Origin of the sequence: Nocardia sp. bgisy134, assembly GCF_965341865.1 — a bacterium.
Lineage (GTDB): Bacteria > Actinomycetota > Actinomycetes > Mycobacteriales > Mycobacteriaceae > Nocardia.
In genome coordinates this window covers 39,908-56,736 of sequence record NZ_CBDQZP010000011.1, presented here as the reverse complement: position 1 = coordinate 56,736, position 16,829 = coordinate 39,908, and the positions used below count along the sequence as shown (strand labels likewise).

Below are 16,829 nucleotides of genomic sequence, written 5' to 3'. Positions count from 1 at the left end.
TCGACTTGCTGCGGTTGCACCGCCAGCACAGTGGCTGGAGGGTTGTCGGGCGCAGTCAATCCGCCTTTGGACACGGCATGATGTGGTCAACCTCGAGCAGTAGGTGAGACTCGATTGCGAGCGAGATGGAGCAGTGCCTACAGGCGTAGTTGTTACGCGCCGTGATCGTCGTCCGCAGCCTTGAGGTCATCACGCCCGCTGACCCGCCGCGCTCTTGGGTCCTCATGGCGTCGCCAGGCGCTTGTCCTCGACGTACTTCGGTGCCAGTACTTCCATTTGGTCGATGACCTGGCGAATGGCGGCGGGCTGCTTGTCCGGCGGGTAGCCGTACTTGCGGAGTAGGCGTTTGATGGTCGAGCGGAGTTTGGCGCGGACGTCGTCGCGGACGGTCCAGTCGGTCTTCACGTCACGCTTCATCACGGCGACCAGTTCTCGGGCGATATCGCCAAGAACATCGTCGCCCAATTCGATGACAGCGGACTCGTTTTCGTGGACGGCGTCGTAGAAGGCGAGTTCGTCTTCGTCCAGGCGTGGGTTGAAGGTCGCCCCGCGGTCGCGCTCTTTCGCCGCTTCCCGGGCCAGCTCGATCAGCGCGGAGATGACCTGAGCGGAGGTGAGTTGCTGGTTGGTGTACTTGTTCATCAGTTCGCGCAGGCGTTCGGAGAAAGCCTTCTGTCGGACCAGGTTGTTGCGGGTGCTGTGGCCGACCTCAGCGGTCAGAGCGTCGCGGAGAGCCTCGATAGCCAGGTGGGGATGTTCGGCTTCGCGTGCCTGCTGCTCGAAGTCGATGGTGAGGTCGGTGAGCGACGGTTTTGGCATGCCCGCCGCTGCGTAGATGTCGATGATCTGGCCGGAGGCGGTCGAGTCGGCGAGCAGCTTGTCGAGGGCGCGTTTGATGTCGGCGGGCAACGGTCGGCCTTCGGCTTTGCGTTGTTCGGCATCGTATTTGGCCATCCAGACCCGAACCTGTTCGTAGAACTGGATTTTGGGTCGCAGGTCGGTCAGGGTTTCCGAGCCTCGGCTCACCGCCCAGGCGCGGCCGAGTTGGTTGGCGAGATCGCGGAACCGGTCGGCGAGGGTCGGGTCACCGGCGGGGACCTGGTTGCCAGGTGTGGTGGGGGATCGAAGGTACTCGAGAGTGCTGGTGACGACGCGCATGAATTGTCCGGGCTTTTCGACGAGTTTCGTCCACCACGGGTAACCGGCGCACAGAGCGTCCATTTGGGCGACTAGTTGCCGGGTGAGTTCGACGACTTGATCGGGTGTCGACTGAACGGGCTGTTCGCGGCCTGCGGTGCGGGTGTACTCCTTGAGCGCGGCTTCCAGATTGTCGGCGATTGGCGCGTAGGCGACGACTAGGCCGTCCTGTTTTCCGGCGAAGGTTCGGTTGACCCGGGCCAGGGTCTGCATGAGTAGCGCGCCTTGGATCGGCCGGTCGAGGTAGAGGGTGTGCAGGGGCGGGGCGTCGAAACCGGTGAGCAGCATGTTCTGCACGATCACCAGCTCGAGGGGGTCGTTCTCGTCTTTGAGTCGGTTGGTGATCGCCTTGTTCTGCGACTCGCGCCGCACGTGCTTCTGGATCGGTTGCGGGTCCTTGGCGCTGCCGGAGTACACGACCTTGATCACGCCCTGGTCCAGCGCGTCGGATTCCCACTCGGGTTCGAGCGCGACGATCTCCTCGTAGAGATTCGCCGCGATCTCACGGGTAGCGCACACGATCAGCGCTTTGCCGTTGCCGCCGATGTACTCGTCCATGACCGCGCGGCGGTTCTTCCAGTGCTCGACGAGGTCTTTGGCGACCTTCTTCAACCGTTCGGGTGCCCCGTAGAGGGCGTTGAGCACGGTCACCGACTGTTCGATGCGTCGGCGTTCGATGTCGTCCAAGCCGACCACCGCGGCGTCGGCGGCACCGTCGATCTCGGCATCGGTGACCTCGGCAGCAACTTTCACCTCGGGCAGCCGTGGTTCGAAGATAACCCGCACTGTCGCACCGTCGTCGACGGCGCGGGCGAGGTCGTAGATGTCGATGTACTCGCCGAAGACATGGCGAGTGTTGCGGTCCTCGAACGAGATCGGGGTGCCGGTGAACGCGATCAGCGTCGTGTTGGGCAGCGCCGACTTCAGGTGCGCGGCGTACCCGTCGAGGTCGTCGTAGTGGCTGCGGTGGGCTTCATCGACGATCACGATGACGTTGCGTCGGTCCGAGAGCAGCGGGTGCTCGAGCCCGGATTCCTTCTCCTGCTTGGACAACCCGAACTTCTGCAAGGTCGTGAACAGGATTCCGCCGGTCTGCCGGTCCGCCAGCGCGGTCCGCAATTCCGCCCGGCTGCTGATCTGCTTCGGTTCCTCTTGCAACAGTGCGGATTTCGAGAACGCGGCGAAAAGCTGACCGTCGAGTTCGGTGCGGTCGGTGACCAACACGATGGTCGGATTCTTCAACGGTGGCTTGGTGCCGACGAGATGGGTGTAGAGCTCCATCTCCATCGACTTGCCCGAGCCCTGCGTATGCCACACGACCCCGGCCTTGCCGTTGCTGCGCATCGCCTCGATGGTGCAGCCGACAGCCTTGGAAACCGCGAAGTACTGGTGCGGCTTGGCAATTCGCTTCAGCAGGCCCTGCGGGGTCTTGTCGAAGGCGACGTAGTCGCGCTGCAATTGCAGGAACCGTTCGGTCTGCAGCACCCCGTCGACAAGGTACTCCAATTGGATGCCCGCGTCCTCGTCCTCGATGCGCGTGCCGAATGCCAATGGCTCCCCGCTGTCGTCGACATTCCACGGCGAATAGTGGTTCAACGGGGTGAACGGGGTGCCGTAGCGGGCGGTGACACCGTCGCTGATCACGGTGAGCACAGTGAACCGGAACGCCATCGGGAACTCGTCGAGATAGGTCGCCAGCTGGGCGTGCGCGGACGCCAGGTCGGCCGCCTGCGCACCGGGGTTCTTCAACTCGACGATCACCACCGGCAGACCGTTGAGGTAGAGCACCACGTCAAATCGCCGCCGGTGCTCACGCGACCGCACATCGACCTGCCGGACCGCGAGGAACTCGTTGTCTTCGACCTGCCCACCGATGAAGTGGATGGTCGGATTCTGTTCCACCCCACGATGATCGACATAGCTGATCCCGGTGTACCCGTTGATCAGGATCTGATGCAGCCGGAAGTTCTCCTCGATCGCCCCCTGCGACTTCGGTGCCAACACCTCCGACCGCGCCTGCTCCAGAAACTCGACCGGCACACCAGGATTCAGCAGCCGCATCCGCTCCAACAGTCGACCCTGCAGCACGAGATCCTGCCAGGATTCCCGGCCCAAATCTTTACCCGGGGCAATGTCGGTGCCAGCCAACGGCTGCCACCCGTGTATATCCCCCAACCGCTCGACCATCATCTGCTCGAGCTGGTTCTCACTGACACCGACATTTTCGGTCATTAGGCTATCGCTTCCACTTTCTTTTCCGCATCCTTGACGCGGAGTTTTCCGGACATGAGTAGGGGGAGGAGTTCATCGCGAGTGGTCGCGAGGACTTCATTTTCTCGCGCGATAACGTGACCCAGGCTTTGCAGGGAACTCAGCCGCTCGATTACTGGCTCATGGGGACCCTCAGCGGGCATTGGGACTTGAAGAGAGCCGACATCCTGAAGGTTGACGTACGGAGCCATGTCGCTCTTGTGCATCGCGATATCGGTCTGGCGAACCCTGTCAGCGCTGCGAAACCACTCCGCAAGCCACGGCTGTAGCCAGCTATGATCTTTGGCAACTCGGAAGTAGCAGAGCTGAGGACTGTACACGCTGGGGCGAATATTGTCCTGCACGGTAGCGACGCGTCCAACTGTTCCCTTGGTTGTCAGAACAATATCGCCGGGATGGCATATCTTTGCTCGGACCTTGTCCGAATAGTCGTTACTGACGAAGTCGTCACCACTGAGAACTAAACGTCCATCGCGGACGTCGCCAGCACGAATAATCTGCATTCCCGGCTGGCCATGTTCGGGTCGTTTCGTGCGGTAGCCATCGCCGTAAGTCAGCAATCCCTCGGTGGCAAGTGCGCGGATGCTGGACTGCGTGGTGGCATCCGGCTCGCCGATCGTCGATTGGAACAGGGATGCAGCTAGATCGGATGCGATGCCGGAAGTGCGATTGTTGACGACAATCTTGTCATCGAGCGCCCCCAACACCTCCGCAATCGCCCGCTGCTCCGAAATGTTCGGGAGCGAAATCTTTAGTGACAGAATATCCGACAGGCTGATATAGTCCGCCATATCAGTCTGCCCCTTTAATGCGTTGGCCTGTTTCCAGAATTCAGTGCTCTTGAACCAGTAGTACAGGTACCGCGCTATCAACGGCCCGTCATTCGATGGGCGGAAGTAGCATAGTTGCGGACTGTAAGCAAAATGCACGCCTTCAGCGGGCATGATAGCAACCCTGCCCACAGTTCCTTTGACGGTCAAAACGACATCGCCTGGGCGGGAAATCTTCGGATTGCTCAGCCGTTCTTCAGGTATGTCTTCCGCGCCTCGGAGGGTCGCAGCTATAGTGCCGTCAAGGACATCCGCAACCCGAAGTATCGGTAGTGAGTATCCATCCAGAACAGCTGACCTAGGCCGACCTGCGCCAACTTCAATCCAGTTCTTTTGTGCCAGTTCAGAAAGGCGAACTGATCGATCAGGCATCGATACGCTCCAACTGATCACGAATAGCACCAGAAATCGTTTCGGAGTGATCCAGTGCGGTGATTAGTTCGCGCTTCAGGCGGTCGATCTTCACGTCAATCAGCTCGCCATCAGCTGAATCGTCGGCGACGTCGATGTACCGTCCGGGAGTCAAGGTGTACTCGGCGGTTTTGATGTCGTCGGTCGTCACCGACTTGCAGAGCCCCGGCACATCCTCGTACGTCAGGCCTTTGGTTATCGCCGACTGCGTCCCGCGCCAAGCGTGATACGTATCCGCGATCTTCGCGATGTCCTCCTCCGACAACGCCCGCTCGGCCCGGTCCACCATGTACCCGAGCTCCCTGGCGTCGATGAACAGCACCTCCCCGCGCCGATCCACGGCCCCGCTACGCCCCGCCTTCTTGTCCTTGGCGAAGAACCACACGCACACCGGAATCCCGGTCGACCGGAACAGCTGGGTTGGCATGGCGACCATGCACGACACTAGATCGGCTTCGATGATGCGAGCGCGAATGTCGCCCTCTCCGTTCGAGTTCGACGACATCGACCCGTTCGCCATCACCACGCCGGCGGACCCATTCGGGGCGAGCTTGTAGAGCACGTGTTGGATCCAGGCGTAGTTGGCGTTATTGGCTGGTGGCACGCCGAAGACCCAGCGGGGGTCTTCGATATTGCGGGTCCAGTCCTTGATGTTGAACGGGGGGTTGGTCATGACGTAGTCCATGGCTACGCCGGGGTGTTGGTCGCGGGCGAAGGTGTCGCCCCAGCGGGCGCCGAGGCCCTTGTTGTCCATGCCGTGGATGGCGAGGTTCATTTTCGCCAGTCGCCAGGTTTCCTCGATGGCTTCCTGGCCGTAGACGGCGAGGTCTTGGGCGTCGCCCTCGTGGTATTCGACGAATTTCTCCGACTGCACGAACATGCCGCCCGATCCGCAGCACGGGTCGTAGATGCGGCCACTGCTCGGTTCGAGTACTTCCACGATGGTGCGGACCACGCTGGGTGGGGTGAAGAACTCGCCGCCGCGTTTGCCTTCGGCGCGGGCGAAGTTGCCGAGGAAGTACTCATATACCTCGCCCATCAGGTCGCGGGCCTTCTGGTCGCCGTGGCGGCTGAATTTGGCGCTGTTGAACAGGTCGACCAGCTCGCCCAGGCGTCGCTGGTCGATGTTGTCGCGGTTGTAGATGCGGGGGAGGGTGCCGAGCAGCGACTCGTTGGCTCCCATGATCGCGTCCATGGCCTCGTCGATGAGCAGGCCGATCGACTTCGGCGACTCGCCGGGCTCGTTGCGGCCCTTCGCGTACTTCGACAGGTAGTCCCAGTGCGCGTTGTCGGGCACCAGGAACACCCCGTAGCCCTGGTATTCGTCGGGGTCGTCGAGGTCCATCTCGAGTTGTACGGGATCGGCATTGTCGCCGCCGAGTTCGGTACGCAGGACCTCACGACGTTCGTCGTAGGCGTCGGAGACGTACTTGAGGAACACCAGACCGAGGATCACGTCTTTGTACTGCGCCGCCGACAGCGACCCGCGGAGCTTGTCGGCCGCCTTCCATAGCGTGTCCTTGAGCTCCTTCATGGTCGACGGTGCTTGCGCCACATCGGTTTTCCTCGTCCTCGGGGGCACCCGGGACTCCTCTCCTCGTTGTCCGACAATGTCTTTCATGCCCGGGTTCCAGCCTTTGTTGCCGGGACATCCAGGCTCACCGTGCCAGCGCCGATCCCGCTGATCAGGGCGCGGCACAGATCCTCCATCGCATCCTGCCGCGCGCGCAGGCGTCTGGTGTAATCGGCGGCCTCGGCGAGCACCGACTCCAGACGCTCGGATTCCTCGTCGGGCAGACGTGGCACCGCCCAGGCACGCCAGTCGGTGTGGTGGGCTGGCACATCGTTGATGAGCGCGGCCAAGGTATACGGCCCGATCCCGGCCCCCGGTGCCAGTCGGAGGATCCGCGACGGTGACAGCACCCGACTTCCGCCAGTAGGGTCGACGATCGCGCGCGGCGGGTGATCGCTGAAGACGACATCGCCGGGTTCGGTGCGGTTCGCGCGCGGATAGAGACGTTGCGCATCCAACGGGTCGAGCCGGAACGCTTCGACGCCGTTGTGTGCTGACAACACTGTCATAGTGCCTTCCGGGCTGCCGTGTGACGGGTCGATCCGATTGCCGGTGCGAAGGTGTACCAGTCCAAGTCTCGACAGCTCACTGAGTGGTCGCTGGACGATCTCGCGTGAGCTCGCCGCGGCGCGGGCGTGCACGTCGAAACCCGGATCGGGTTCGGAGGTGACCAAGGTGGCGGTATAGACGCGGTTCAGGTCGTCGATCGTCTCAGGCGCGCGCAGTCGCCCCGCCAAAGCACCCGGTGCCACCACCGCGTGTCCGGCTCGGATGTCGCTGAGCGGGACTTCCTTGCCGTAACGGTAGGCACGCGCTTCCCGGTCGGTGCGATCGCCGAACGCTGCGGCCAAGTCAGCGGCGAGAGCGTCGTGGTCGAGCTCAGTTGGCCGCACGGTGCTGAGGTCGGCGACGGTGGGAAGGCTGGTCTTGGCGCCACCGTGGAATACCCAGACGCCGAGTGCTTGCCGGTGAGCCTCCTTCCACAGCCCGCGGGGCAGCTTGAACGCGGCGATCAGGCCACCAGAACCTAGGGTTTCCGCCCGCTTACCCTCCAGGGTGTTCTGCCGTTTCCCGACGCGCGGAATCGCGTCGCACAATACTGCGGCCGAGCCGATGATCACCGCGATCTCATCGTACTCGAGCCCAAGGAGCGTGTAGTCGACGTCGTCGATGGCCTGAGCTGACTCGGTGCCGACCACCGACAGCAACCGGACTCGGGGACCGACCTCGATGGTGTGTTCCTGTTCGCGAATCACCATGCGGCGTCGCAAAGCACGTGCGTCGTGACTGTCGCCGATCGCGTGGATCTCAAGTTCGGGGTCCGCGTCGGACAGAGCCAGTACCATCGTCGGTGCGTCACCGCCGGAGACCAGGTGCACACCGTCGGTACCCAGTTCGGTTCGACACGCGCCGATAATGGTGCCAAGCAGTTCGATCGTGTCCGAGGTGAGGTCCCGAAGCGCGAGTTCACGTCCGGCACGGGAGGATTCGAGCTTGGCGAGGGCGTCCACCCCACCGAAGCTCGCCGCCATCAAGCCGTCGATGAACACCCGTGCCGCGCCGGTGTCGGCGAGGGCCGCGATCTCGCTGGCGAATGACTCGTCGGCGGGATCGAGCTCCTGGGCGAGGTCGACGCATTCCTCGTCGGTCAGGTGGGCCAGGTCGCCGACCAGGTGTCGCACGCACAGCAACGTCACCAGGTCTTCCAAGGACCAGCCTTCGGGAGCGCCGACAGTCGCGGCGTCCAAGCGGGCTTCGGCGTTCTTGCCCCGGCCAGTGCGTTCGAGATAGTCGACCACCTCGGATCGGTCGAAGCGAGCGATGCCGCCGACCTCGGCAACCGGCTGCGGAAACGGGATGAGCTGCCCACGAACCGACTCCCGGTTACGCCACATCGACACCACAGCCCGCTCGACTTTTGCCAGGTCGGCGATGTCTTGCAGCGTGAGCGTTGGTTCGGTGGTCGGCTGGTCCATGGGTACCCCTCACTTCCTCGTGGATCGGCACCGAAACTACGCCTCTGCAATGAACGGTATCGAGCTATAGCGCTGATAAATGGGCTTATCAGTGAAATGCATCGACAATTGTTGTGGGCCAGCTGATGGTGATCTCACACCGCACACCGAGCGAGGAGGTCACCATGAGCGGACATCGCGCATACCGTCCCTGTCGGCAGTACCCGCCCCGATTGGCGGCGGTGCGCCGAAAGCTCGACCTGCACACCGGCGCGGATCTGGCGCAGCTGCCGCCGCTGGTCCGGATCGCTCGATGTGGGTCGGGGAAGCTGAAGTACTTCACCTTCGCCGACGCCGACCTCGCGCTCGCCGGGATCGACGCATCGAACCCAAACCGGCGCGAACAGCGGGTCTATCCGTGCCCGCTGTGTCAGGGCTGGCATCTCACCAGCCAGGACCGCCATGGTCAGGCAGCAGCGACGGAAGATTCAGTCTAAGAACAACATTCACCCTCGGCCTGTCCTAGATCGAGAAGCCCGCTTATCACCGTGCGGTGCGACAACCAGTCGCGCCGCTCCCCAACGCGCCCTCGCGAGGAGAACCATGAACCACAACGCGCACTTCACCGACAACAACACCGCCCTGGCCATCGAGCAGCTGATCCTGCGTGATCGAGACGTCCTGCGTGAGGCTCAGCGCTGGACGAGCGGGCATCGCGGTCCGATCGTCGACGACACCGAGACCCTGGCCGCCGCCGACCTGTCGGCGTTCATCACCGAGGTGGTCAAATGCGGAGCCGTCGCGCTCGCCGCCACCGGTCAGGCCAGCGATGCCAAGGAACTCGAACGGATGATCGCCGAGGTGGGTGAGAAAGCCGCCGCATCGGCGGCCAGGGCGGCGGAGTTGACCGGCCAGGCCGCCAAGGACGCCTCGGCGGTGATGACCAAGACAGTCGATTCCGCCAAGAAGGCGTTGGCCGAGGCTGATGCGAACTGCCGCAAGGAGATGGTGGCAACCGTCAACTCAGCCACCGCCAACATCACCGATCAGGTCAATCGGCTCTTTGGCGGGTCGGATCCGGAGTTGGTTGCTCGCCTGGAACCGGTACTCAAGCAGTTCAGCGCCGATCTGACGATGAAAGCCGCCGTCGGCACTCAGGAACTGATCACGACCGCGACCAAGCAGTTCGACTTGAATGACCCGACTTCGCCGATCGCCAAGCACACGGCCGCGCTCGATGCTCGCCAGCTCCAGATGAGCGATCTGCTGATGGCCAACCACGCCGACCTGGCCAAGCGGTTCGAGGAGATGACAGCCGCGCTGAAGGTGCGGGAGGCGAAAGCGGCTCTCATCTCGATGACCCCGCGTAAGGGCGACTCGTTCGCCGCGGGAATTCACCGGTTCATGGAACCCATCGCGGCCGGTCTCGGTGACGAGTACTACGACACCGGCGCGATGGTCGGAGCGCTGCCGCGCTGCAAGAAGGGCGATGGCCTGCTGACCACCGCCGAGGGCGCGCGCGTGGTGGTCGAGATGACCGACTCCCTGCGGTCGGGCTGGAGCGACTACCTCGTCGAAGCCGAACGCAACCGCCAGGCCGCCGCATCCCTGGGCATCGTGCGGTCGCCGGAACAGAACGGCGGCGAGACGCTGCGGGTGCTCGGCCCGCGTCGGGTGGTGCTCGCCTTCGATCCCGACACGGACGAGCCGGACCTGTTGCGCGCGTGTGTGTTGCTGATGCGCACAGCGAGCGTGACGGTGGTCGCGCGCAGTGGCGGCGAACAGTTGGCGACCGCTGCCGAGAAGGTGCAGAGCGCACTGTCCAAGCTTGAAAAGCTCGCTATCGCAAAGAAATCCGCCGACCTGATTCGGCGTGAGGCCACCAAGATCGACAAGACCGTGACCGACTTCGCGACCGAGGTCGAATTGGTGCTCGCCGAAGCGGTCACCGCCCTCACCATCAGCGCCGGGCCGACGCCCTTGGGCATGGTCAACACCGACGTCGCCTGAGTGCCTCCCTCCCTGGATCCCCTTTTCAGGAGTTCGCCATGACTGAGCCGTACGAGCCCGAAAAGGGCACTTGCTCACCGCGAAACGCTGCTGCACCCCGAGCCGATGCCCCAGGCGGCGCCGTTCGGAGGCAGAATTGCCAGTCGTCAAGGGGAATCCGCAAGGCCCGCACCATCTGCCCGAAGCGCGCGCATCGGCGCGCGGGTTCACTGCGCCGAAGATGTGAGTGCCCCGCGCGGGTCTCAGGTACGGGTGAATCCGATTCCTTTGTCGATACACCACTGAAGAACTGTGCCTCCAAGCGTGTCAGGAGCCGTCAGTAACCCGCGACGGAGATCCTCAGTGTTCACTGGCGGCGTACTGTCGAGGTCGTTGACGAAAGCCTCGACCACAGCGGGCCATCGCGGCATCCCCCAGTCCGTGTCACGGACGCTGACGGACGCCAGCGCGGCGTTCATAGCGATCAAGTAGTCGCGTCCGTGCTGGCACTCGATCTGCGAACAGGTGTCGAACACGCTGGTGACGGTGTGGGTCCAAGGCTCGTAGAGGGTGCCGAGGAGGTCGGCGACCGTGCGGCCAGCGATCACTCTGTCTGTCCGAATCAATTCCAATGCCAGCTCTGACCACTCACTCCCGGGCATGCCCAGATGATCACGCACGATCCGGAACATCACGACGTTCGCGGCGAACATCTCGCCGTCGCCGATCCGGTTGAATCCGCCACTGGCGTGAGCGAGCTCGACCTCGGAGTTGCGCCACGCCCGTTGAGCGATCGCTGCTGCGGCAAATAGCACCGGATCTGCCTCGTCACCAACGGTGCTCCGGAATGCCGACCGCAGGGCTTCGATGTCGATGTTCTCCACAGTGGGCTCCCCTCGTGCATCCCTGGTTCGCCTGCCACAGGCGAAGCGGCACGCAACCCGTGCCGCTGATCGTAGGGCCTTCGGTGGATGGCCGCGAGCGTCGAAAGCCTGGTCTACTCCAGGCATTCAGCACAGCGTCGAGTTCGGTTACTTGCATGGAGCCGGGTTCACGACGGTCATCGGCTGCCGTCGCGAAGTGTGGGTAGTCGGACCGCGTTGTGTGAGCTTGTCGGCGAGAACGTTCGTGTAGTTGCCCGCGCTCGGTGCGTGGATGGCCGACAATTGTCGGTATGGCTGGCGAGGAACAGGTCGATCCCGCCGACTCGACGACATCGGGGTCGGAAGTATCGCCGAGTCAGGGGTTGGCTGGTACCACAAGAGCGGAAGGCCAGGATGTCAGTCGTGGTTGTCTGGGCGAGCTACCTGGTGCGCACGGTGGCGTCTCGGCGTCGTTCGAGATTCGCTATGTCGACGGCGCGGAAGGAGAGCGCCTCGCCGCGGTGCAGGCCAAGGCGATTGCCGAGCTGTTGGTCTGGCTCCGCGATCATGGAGACGGCGGCGGTGTGAGCTGAATCCGGGCGGTGCTGGCCAGGCAGGCGATTTGGTTGATCGGCGTGTCATGGCAGTTTGGTCGGTGTGTCGTGCGCGCCTAGGGCTCGAACCTGCGACGCGTGACCTGGGGTTTCTTGTGAGGTCCAGTTACCTAAACTCCGCTTGCATTGCCCTGACCTGCGCAAATGATGCGCGGGTTGGTGCCCTCGGCGGGGCACATCGAAGATGGGAACGGGGACGACCTGCGTTTTTCGCGCGGTCAGCTGAGGATCGAAGCCGACTATCAACTGTAGGCTGGTCCAGCGGTGATCATGAGATACCCGAACTGCTGAGTGGGGGTCAGGGGTTCGAGTCCCCTTAGCTCCACAGAAATAGCAGGTCAGGCCCGGTCTCAGACCGGGCCTGACCTGTTTTTGTGTCGGGCCCCCCGTTTACCCCCCGTTTTGGTTCTGGATTCTGTTCGGCCTGGTGCCACCTGGGCGGTTGTGTACCCGCTGTGGCTACCGTCGCCCGAACGGGCACCGGCTGGTGGTGCGCAACGGCTACCACGGCGAACGGCAGGTGTTCACCGCCGCCCGGCGCGGTCACCGTCCGCGCGCCGCGCGTGAACGACAAGCGCACCGACGCGGAAACCGGTGAGCGTAAACGGTTTTCCTCGGCGATCCTGCCCGCCTGGCACGCAAATCGCCGCAGATCAGCGAGGTGCTGTCGCTGTTGTATCTGCACGGGCGCTCGACCGGCGACTTCGGCCCGGCCTTGGAACAGTTCCTGGGCTCGGGTGCCGGGCTGTCGGCGGCGTCGATTACCCGGATGAGCGGCCAGTGGCAGGACGAGGCCGGTGCCTTCGCGGCCCGGGATCTGTCGGGCACGGACTATGTCCATCTATGAGTCGACGGCATCCACACCAAGTCCGTCTGGAGCAGGAGAAACTGTGTCTGCTGGTGATGATCGGCGACGGCCGAGGATGATCATGGCCCACTGGACCATGGCTTCGTGGTGTTCAGGCAGGCGTTCGTAGTCGCGAACACAGCGGCGGTGCTGGAAGATCCAGGCCAGTGTGCGCTCGACCACCCACCTGCGTGGGATAACTTCGAAACCGGCAAACTCGTGACCCGTGCCCAACACACACTCGGTTACACCATCGAGATCGTCAAACGCAGCGACGTCGCCGCAACCGGCGACCTCGGGCATATCGAGTTCCTGCAAGTGCTCTGTCACGACGAGATCGCCCGCCGCGAGTCCCAAGCGATCGCCCGCCGGATCCGCCGCGCCCATTTCGAACAGCAAGTCACGTTGGAGGAATTCGACTTCGCCGCCAGCCCGAAACTCCCGGCGGCGCAGATCCGTGATCTCGCGGCGCTGCGGTGGCTGCCGGTCGGCGAGTCGGTAGTCCTGTATGGCCTGGTCGGAGTACGCAGAACCCATGTGGCGCAAGGACTTGGACATCTGGCGATCCGTCAGGGTGCTGAGGTGAGGTCCACCAAGACCAGTCGGCTGCTGGCGATGTTGGCCGGTGGTTACGCCGATCGCACCTGGGACAAACGGTTGCGTGAATTCGTGCACCCGCCGGTGTTGATCCTCGACGACTTTGGCATGCGGGAGTTGACCGCGACCCAGGCCGATGACCTCTACGAGCTGATCTCCAAACGGTCGACCTCGGGCGGATCGCTGATCCTGACCTCGAACAGATCACCGGTCGACTGGTATCCGCTGTCCCGAATCCCGATGTCGCAGAGTCACTGTTGGACCGGTTGATCAACACCAGTCATCAGGTGTTCATGAACGGGCCGTCCTACCGGCCAAACAAGCGCCCCGGCGGCGCAGACGAATCCAAGACACCGAAGAAAGAGGTCGGGTAGAACATCACCCAGGACCCCATCACCTGCCCAACTCCGTGAACGAACGCGCCGGGAATATCGTGAACGTCGACAGGCGCGGAAGGCTTCCCGGTAAAGCTTGTTGGGCCAGCGGACGGTCCCGCGTTCGTAACGGGCGATAGTGCGGGCGTCGAGTTCGCGCCGCTGACCGAACTGGCGCCAGATGTATGCGTTGACGGCCTTGGTTAGCTCGGCGCGGCCCATCACCTGACCAGGTGCCACCCGCGACGGTGTTGCTTCCCGTCGCTGCTGGAGCTGCACGTTCGGTTGCATGCGTCCCCTCGCCGAATGCACGATGCATTCGTCCGGGTGGTGAAACACACGGTACCGGGAGAGCTGACCGCACAGTCAAATCGGCCGCGCCGACGGGACGTCGGTGCGAAAGATAGCCACAGCTGATGTTCGGATTGGATTCACGAGAGGTGGTTCAATTCGGCACGGCGTTCCAACTCCCGTGCGATGACTTCGGCGGAGGCGGGGGTAACCGTCGTGTCGTGGTGGGTGACGTCGATCAAGTACCGACCGGCGGCGGCGGGATTGGCATCGGTGACGTCGATCCAGCTCACATGGGCTGGAGGGTAGGGGCGTCGGTCGTGGAGGTACTGCTCGATACGAAAGTATCCCTCGGCGGTTCGCGGTAGCCGCAGCAGCGTTCGGATTCGTTCCTCGCTCGGCTGCTGCCCGGTATTCGCGGTTTTCCAGGAGCTGGGTGGCTGTTCGCCGCGGACTCGTGGTGTGTAGCCGACCATGTGTCCGGCGGCGCCTGCCGACACGTTTGGCATGGTGGCGGCGATATGTTTGCCGAGACTGTGGCGTTGCGTCACGACGAGCTTGATCGAACCGCCGAAATCTGCTGTGGCGCCGGATTTTTGGAACAGGATAACTCCGAGGTCGCCGATGGCGGCTGCGAGGGAGCGAAGGCGCCTGACGGAGTTGTGGAACTGTCCGGCGCAGACGATACGCAGGTCTGGGTTCGCAAGCACGCGAAGTGGGCCGGTCAGATCAGGGTTGCTTCCGTGTGGATAGCGTGCGCTGATCTCGGTGCGCAACTGGGCGTATTCGTCTCCGGTAGTAGGAGTTTCGATGATGCTGATGGGGTATGGGTAAGTGTCGAGTCCGGTTTCCGACCACACCCATGCGAACTCGTCGGGAGTGAACTCCCACACGGTTTGAGTTTTCACCGGCCGGTGCCCGCCGCTGGATCGTCGTCCATGATTGGTCCGGTGCCTGACAGTCTCACGGGCTGAGGCTGGTTGCTGCTGTCGGGCGTGGCTGGGTCGTCGTCCATGATTGGTCCGGTGCCCGACAGCCTGATGGGCTGGGACTCGGTAGTGTTCTCGGTTGTCTCGGGGGTGTCGTCCATCGTGGGTCCGTTGCCGCTGAGCGCCGCCGGTCGCGGTCCGTGCGAAGTGCCGGCCGAGTCGTTCTGACCGTGCTGGCCGGGGGAGTCGGCGGCACCTCCCTGTTGCCGGACTTCCGGCAGGCCGGAATTCGATGGTGCGGGTTGTGCGCTGCCTGGATACATCACAGGCACTGGACGGCTCGGTTCCGCCGCAGGTGCAGACGATGAGTTCGCCGAACTGGGCGTGGCGTAATCGTCGGCGTACTGATGCGCGTACCGGGCTGGCGCGACAGCGTTGGGTGCAGGTGAGGTAGCCGAGCCGACGGATGGGAACGGGTTGTCGGCTCCAGGAACCTGATCGTCGCCGACAACTCCGACTGGAACCTCGAGGTTGTCGGTCCAGTCGGAGTGCACCCTGCGAAGGTAGTCGGGCGCACGATGTTCGGACTCGTCTTCCTTGCGTCGCTGAGCACCCGCACCTGGAGCCATCGGTCCCATCGAGCCGCCCATCCCTGCCCGAGCGCCCATCCCCCCGCGAGCACCGGGACCGGTCGCATTCGGGCTGTTGACGCCGGGCAAGCCGGATCCGGGAAGACCAGGGATGGATGAACCCGGACCACCGGGGCGTGAACCGATGTTGCCGGGCCCATTCGACCCATCGCCGAGCCTCGGGCCGGGCGAGGTCAGGCTTGGGCCGCCTGGACCGGTATTCGTCGCCGAAGGTGTCGTCGATGTGGTGACAGGAGATGTGTTTGTGGTGGGAGGTTGCCCCGCGAGGCCGGGCGGGGTCGTCGCGGTCGGCGCAGAGCTGGCGGGGGTGGTGTCGTCTGGACCGTTTCCTGGGGCGGTTGGATCCTGGGGTTGCGGGCCGTTCTCAGTAGGCGAATTCGTTCCTGGTCCGCTCGAGACAGGACGATCGCCGGTCGGCGGAACGCCGTTGTCGCCGGTCGATTGAGGGACATCTGCATAGCTGGGGACACCGGATCCTTGGGGAGGTATCGATCCTTTGTACACGGTGTTCAGGGCCTGAATGGCCTCCTGCCGAGCGCGTTCTCGCTCGGTCGCGACCTGATCGGCGAACGCCGGGTTGATCAGTCCTGGCAGAATCGACTCGACCTGGTTGTCCGGATCAGGCGTCACGTCCGTTACCGAGGCGGGCGGCGCCTGCACCGCAAGCCGCACCGCTTCGGCCGCCCATGCGGCCGCGTCCAGTCGATTCCCTACCGAATTGAACACCTGCCCGACCTGGTTGGTGACGCGCTTGAACTGTTCGGAGGCAACTTGGGCTGCGTCGGCGCTGGCACCCTTCCAGAGACCGTTGCCGAAGATTCGGCTCATGCCCATTCCCAATGTCACGGTGGAAATGTTCACCAAATCGGAGTAGCTGTCTATCCAGACTCTACGAAGAGTCTGGAGACCCGCAGGGTCCAACCCGCCCTCGCCATGCACCGCGGCATACAGCTGCTCATGGGTCATTCCCTCGAAGCGATCCTCGGTCTTCGCGAAGTCCGGGTCGGATCCGTATCCGAGGTCATCGAGGTGATCGTCGGTGTTCTGGATGCGGGTCTGTGCGTCGTTCGCACGCTGCTGCGCCTGCTGGGAGTTCAGCGCTGCCGTAGTGTCCTGAAGTCCGACGGCCGCGAGACCGGGTGGCAGCGTCACCTGCCCGGGTAGTGTTGGCGCTGTCGGCTCGTTGGCTCCGCCCACCGGATCCCCCTCGAAAAATCGCAGACTTCGATTCGGCGAGCCTATCACTCCCGGTCGAAGGAGCTCTTCGGTTCCTTCCAGGGCTTTGCGCGTTTCCGTTGCAGCGCAACCACTTCCGGCGTCGGCAGCGCAGGTGGTCAACTGGTCCACTACCCGGAAGCCTCCAATGTGGACGGTGTGGCAGAATCGGCCGCAGCCCGAGCCGCTGCTCCCGGGCGTCAGTTGCCTGCCACTCCCGCTG

The 16,829-nt window shown here is 63.5% G+C and carries 10 protein-coding genes and 2 pseudogenes; 5 read left to right on the top strand and 7 right to left on the bottom strand.

The features are described 5' to 3' along the window. Positions 1 to 222: 222 nt before the first annotated feature. The 4 genes from ACRWNM_RS20205 to ACRWNM_RS20190 are packed head-to-tail and all read right to left on the bottom strand — an operon-like array spanning position 223 to position 7,991. Positions 223 to 3,429: a type I restriction endonuclease subunit R gene (locus ACRWNM_RS20205; RefSeq protein ID WP_431969596.1), complete on the bottom strand. Its 3,207-nt coding sequence runs from the start codon at positions 3,427 to 3,429 to the stop codon at positions 223 to 225. Beyond that, positions 3,429 to 4,670 carry a restriction endonuclease subunit S gene (locus ACRWNM_RS20200; protein ID WP_431969595.1) on the bottom strand — a complete coding sequence of 414 codons (1,242 nt, stop codon included), beginning with the start codon at positions 4,668 to 4,670 and terminating at the stop codon, positions 3,429 to 3,431. Before ACRWNM_RS20200 ends, ACRWNM_RS20205 begins: the two co-directional genes overlap by 1 nt. Beyond that, a complete protein-coding gene (locus tag ACRWNM_RS20195; RefSeq protein ID WP_431969594.1) occupies positions 4,663 to 6,291 on the bottom strand; it encodes a type I restriction-modification system subunit M in 1,629 nt (542 codons plus the stop codon). Before ACRWNM_RS20195 ends, ACRWNM_RS20200 begins: the two co-directional genes overlap by 8 nt. 35 nt (positions 6,292 to 6,326) lie before the next feature. Further along, a complete protein-coding gene (locus tag ACRWNM_RS20190; RefSeq protein WP_431969593.1) occupies positions 6,327 to 7,991 on the bottom strand; it encodes a hypothetical protein in 1,665 nt (554 codons plus the stop codon). 479 nt (positions 7,992 to 8,470) lie between these two features. Here ACRWNM_RS20190 and ACRWNM_RS20185 point away from each other — a divergent pair, with 479 nt between their 5' ends. After that, positions 8,471 to 8,734 carry a hypothetical protein gene (locus tag ACRWNM_RS20185; protein ID WP_431969592.1) on the top strand — a complete coding sequence of 88 codons (264 nt, stop codon included), beginning with the start codon at positions 8,471 to 8,473 and terminating at the stop codon, positions 8,732 to 8,734. Further along, positions 8,700 to 10,247, top strand: a complete 1,548-nt coding sequence (locus ACRWNM_RS20180; RefSeq protein ID WP_431969591.1) for a Fis family transcriptional regulator — start codon at positions 8,700 to 8,702, stop codon at positions 10,245 to 10,247. Before ACRWNM_RS20185 ends, ACRWNM_RS20180 begins: the two co-directional genes overlap by 35 nt. Before the next feature lie 242 nt (positions 10,248 to 10,489). On the opposite strand, the gene ACRWNM_RS20175 is transcribed toward ACRWNM_RS20180, so the two are convergent. Then, entirely contained in the window at positions 10,490 to 11,110 is a 621-nt protein-coding gene (locus tag ACRWNM_RS20175; protein ID WP_431969590.1) for a hypothetical protein, read from the bottom strand. A 290-nt stretch (positions 11,111 to 11,400) separates the two neighbouring features. Between ACRWNM_RS20175 and ACRWNM_RS20170 the strand changes: the two genes are divergently transcribed. The 3 genes and pseudogenes from ACRWNM_RS20170 to ACRWNM_RS20160 all read left to right on the top strand — a co-directional run. Further along, positions 11,401 to 11,682: a hypothetical protein gene (locus ACRWNM_RS20170; RefSeq protein WP_431969589.1), complete on the top strand. Its 282-nt coding sequence runs from the start codon at positions 11,401 to 11,403 to the stop codon at positions 11,680 to 11,682. 493 nt (positions 11,683 to 12,175) lie between these two features. Next, positions 12,176 to 12,624 (top strand): annotated as a pseudogene (locus ACRWNM_RS20165) (transposase); the annotation flags it as partial. Between the two features lie 214 nt (positions 12,625 to 12,838). Next, positions 12,839 to 13,521 (top strand): annotated as a pseudogene (locus ACRWNM_RS20160) (ATP-binding protein); the annotation flags it as partial. Between the two features lie 431 nt (positions 13,522 to 13,952). Here the strand turns inward: ACRWNM_RS20160 and ACRWNM_RS20155 are convergent. Beyond that, positions 13,953 to 14,705 (bottom strand): ESX secretion-associated protein EspG, encoded by a 753-nt coding sequence (locus tag ACRWNM_RS20155; RefSeq protein WP_431969588.1) that lies wholly within the window; start codon positions 14,703 to 14,705, stop codon positions 13,953 to 13,955. A gap of 11 nt (positions 14,706 to 14,716) precedes the next feature. Beyond that, positions 14,717 to 16,543, bottom strand: a complete 1,827-nt coding sequence (locus ACRWNM_RS20150) for a hypothetical protein (protein ID WP_431969587.1) — start codon at positions 16,541 to 16,543, stop codon at positions 14,717 to 14,719. Between the last annotated feature and the right edge of the window lie 286 nt (positions 16,544 to 16,829).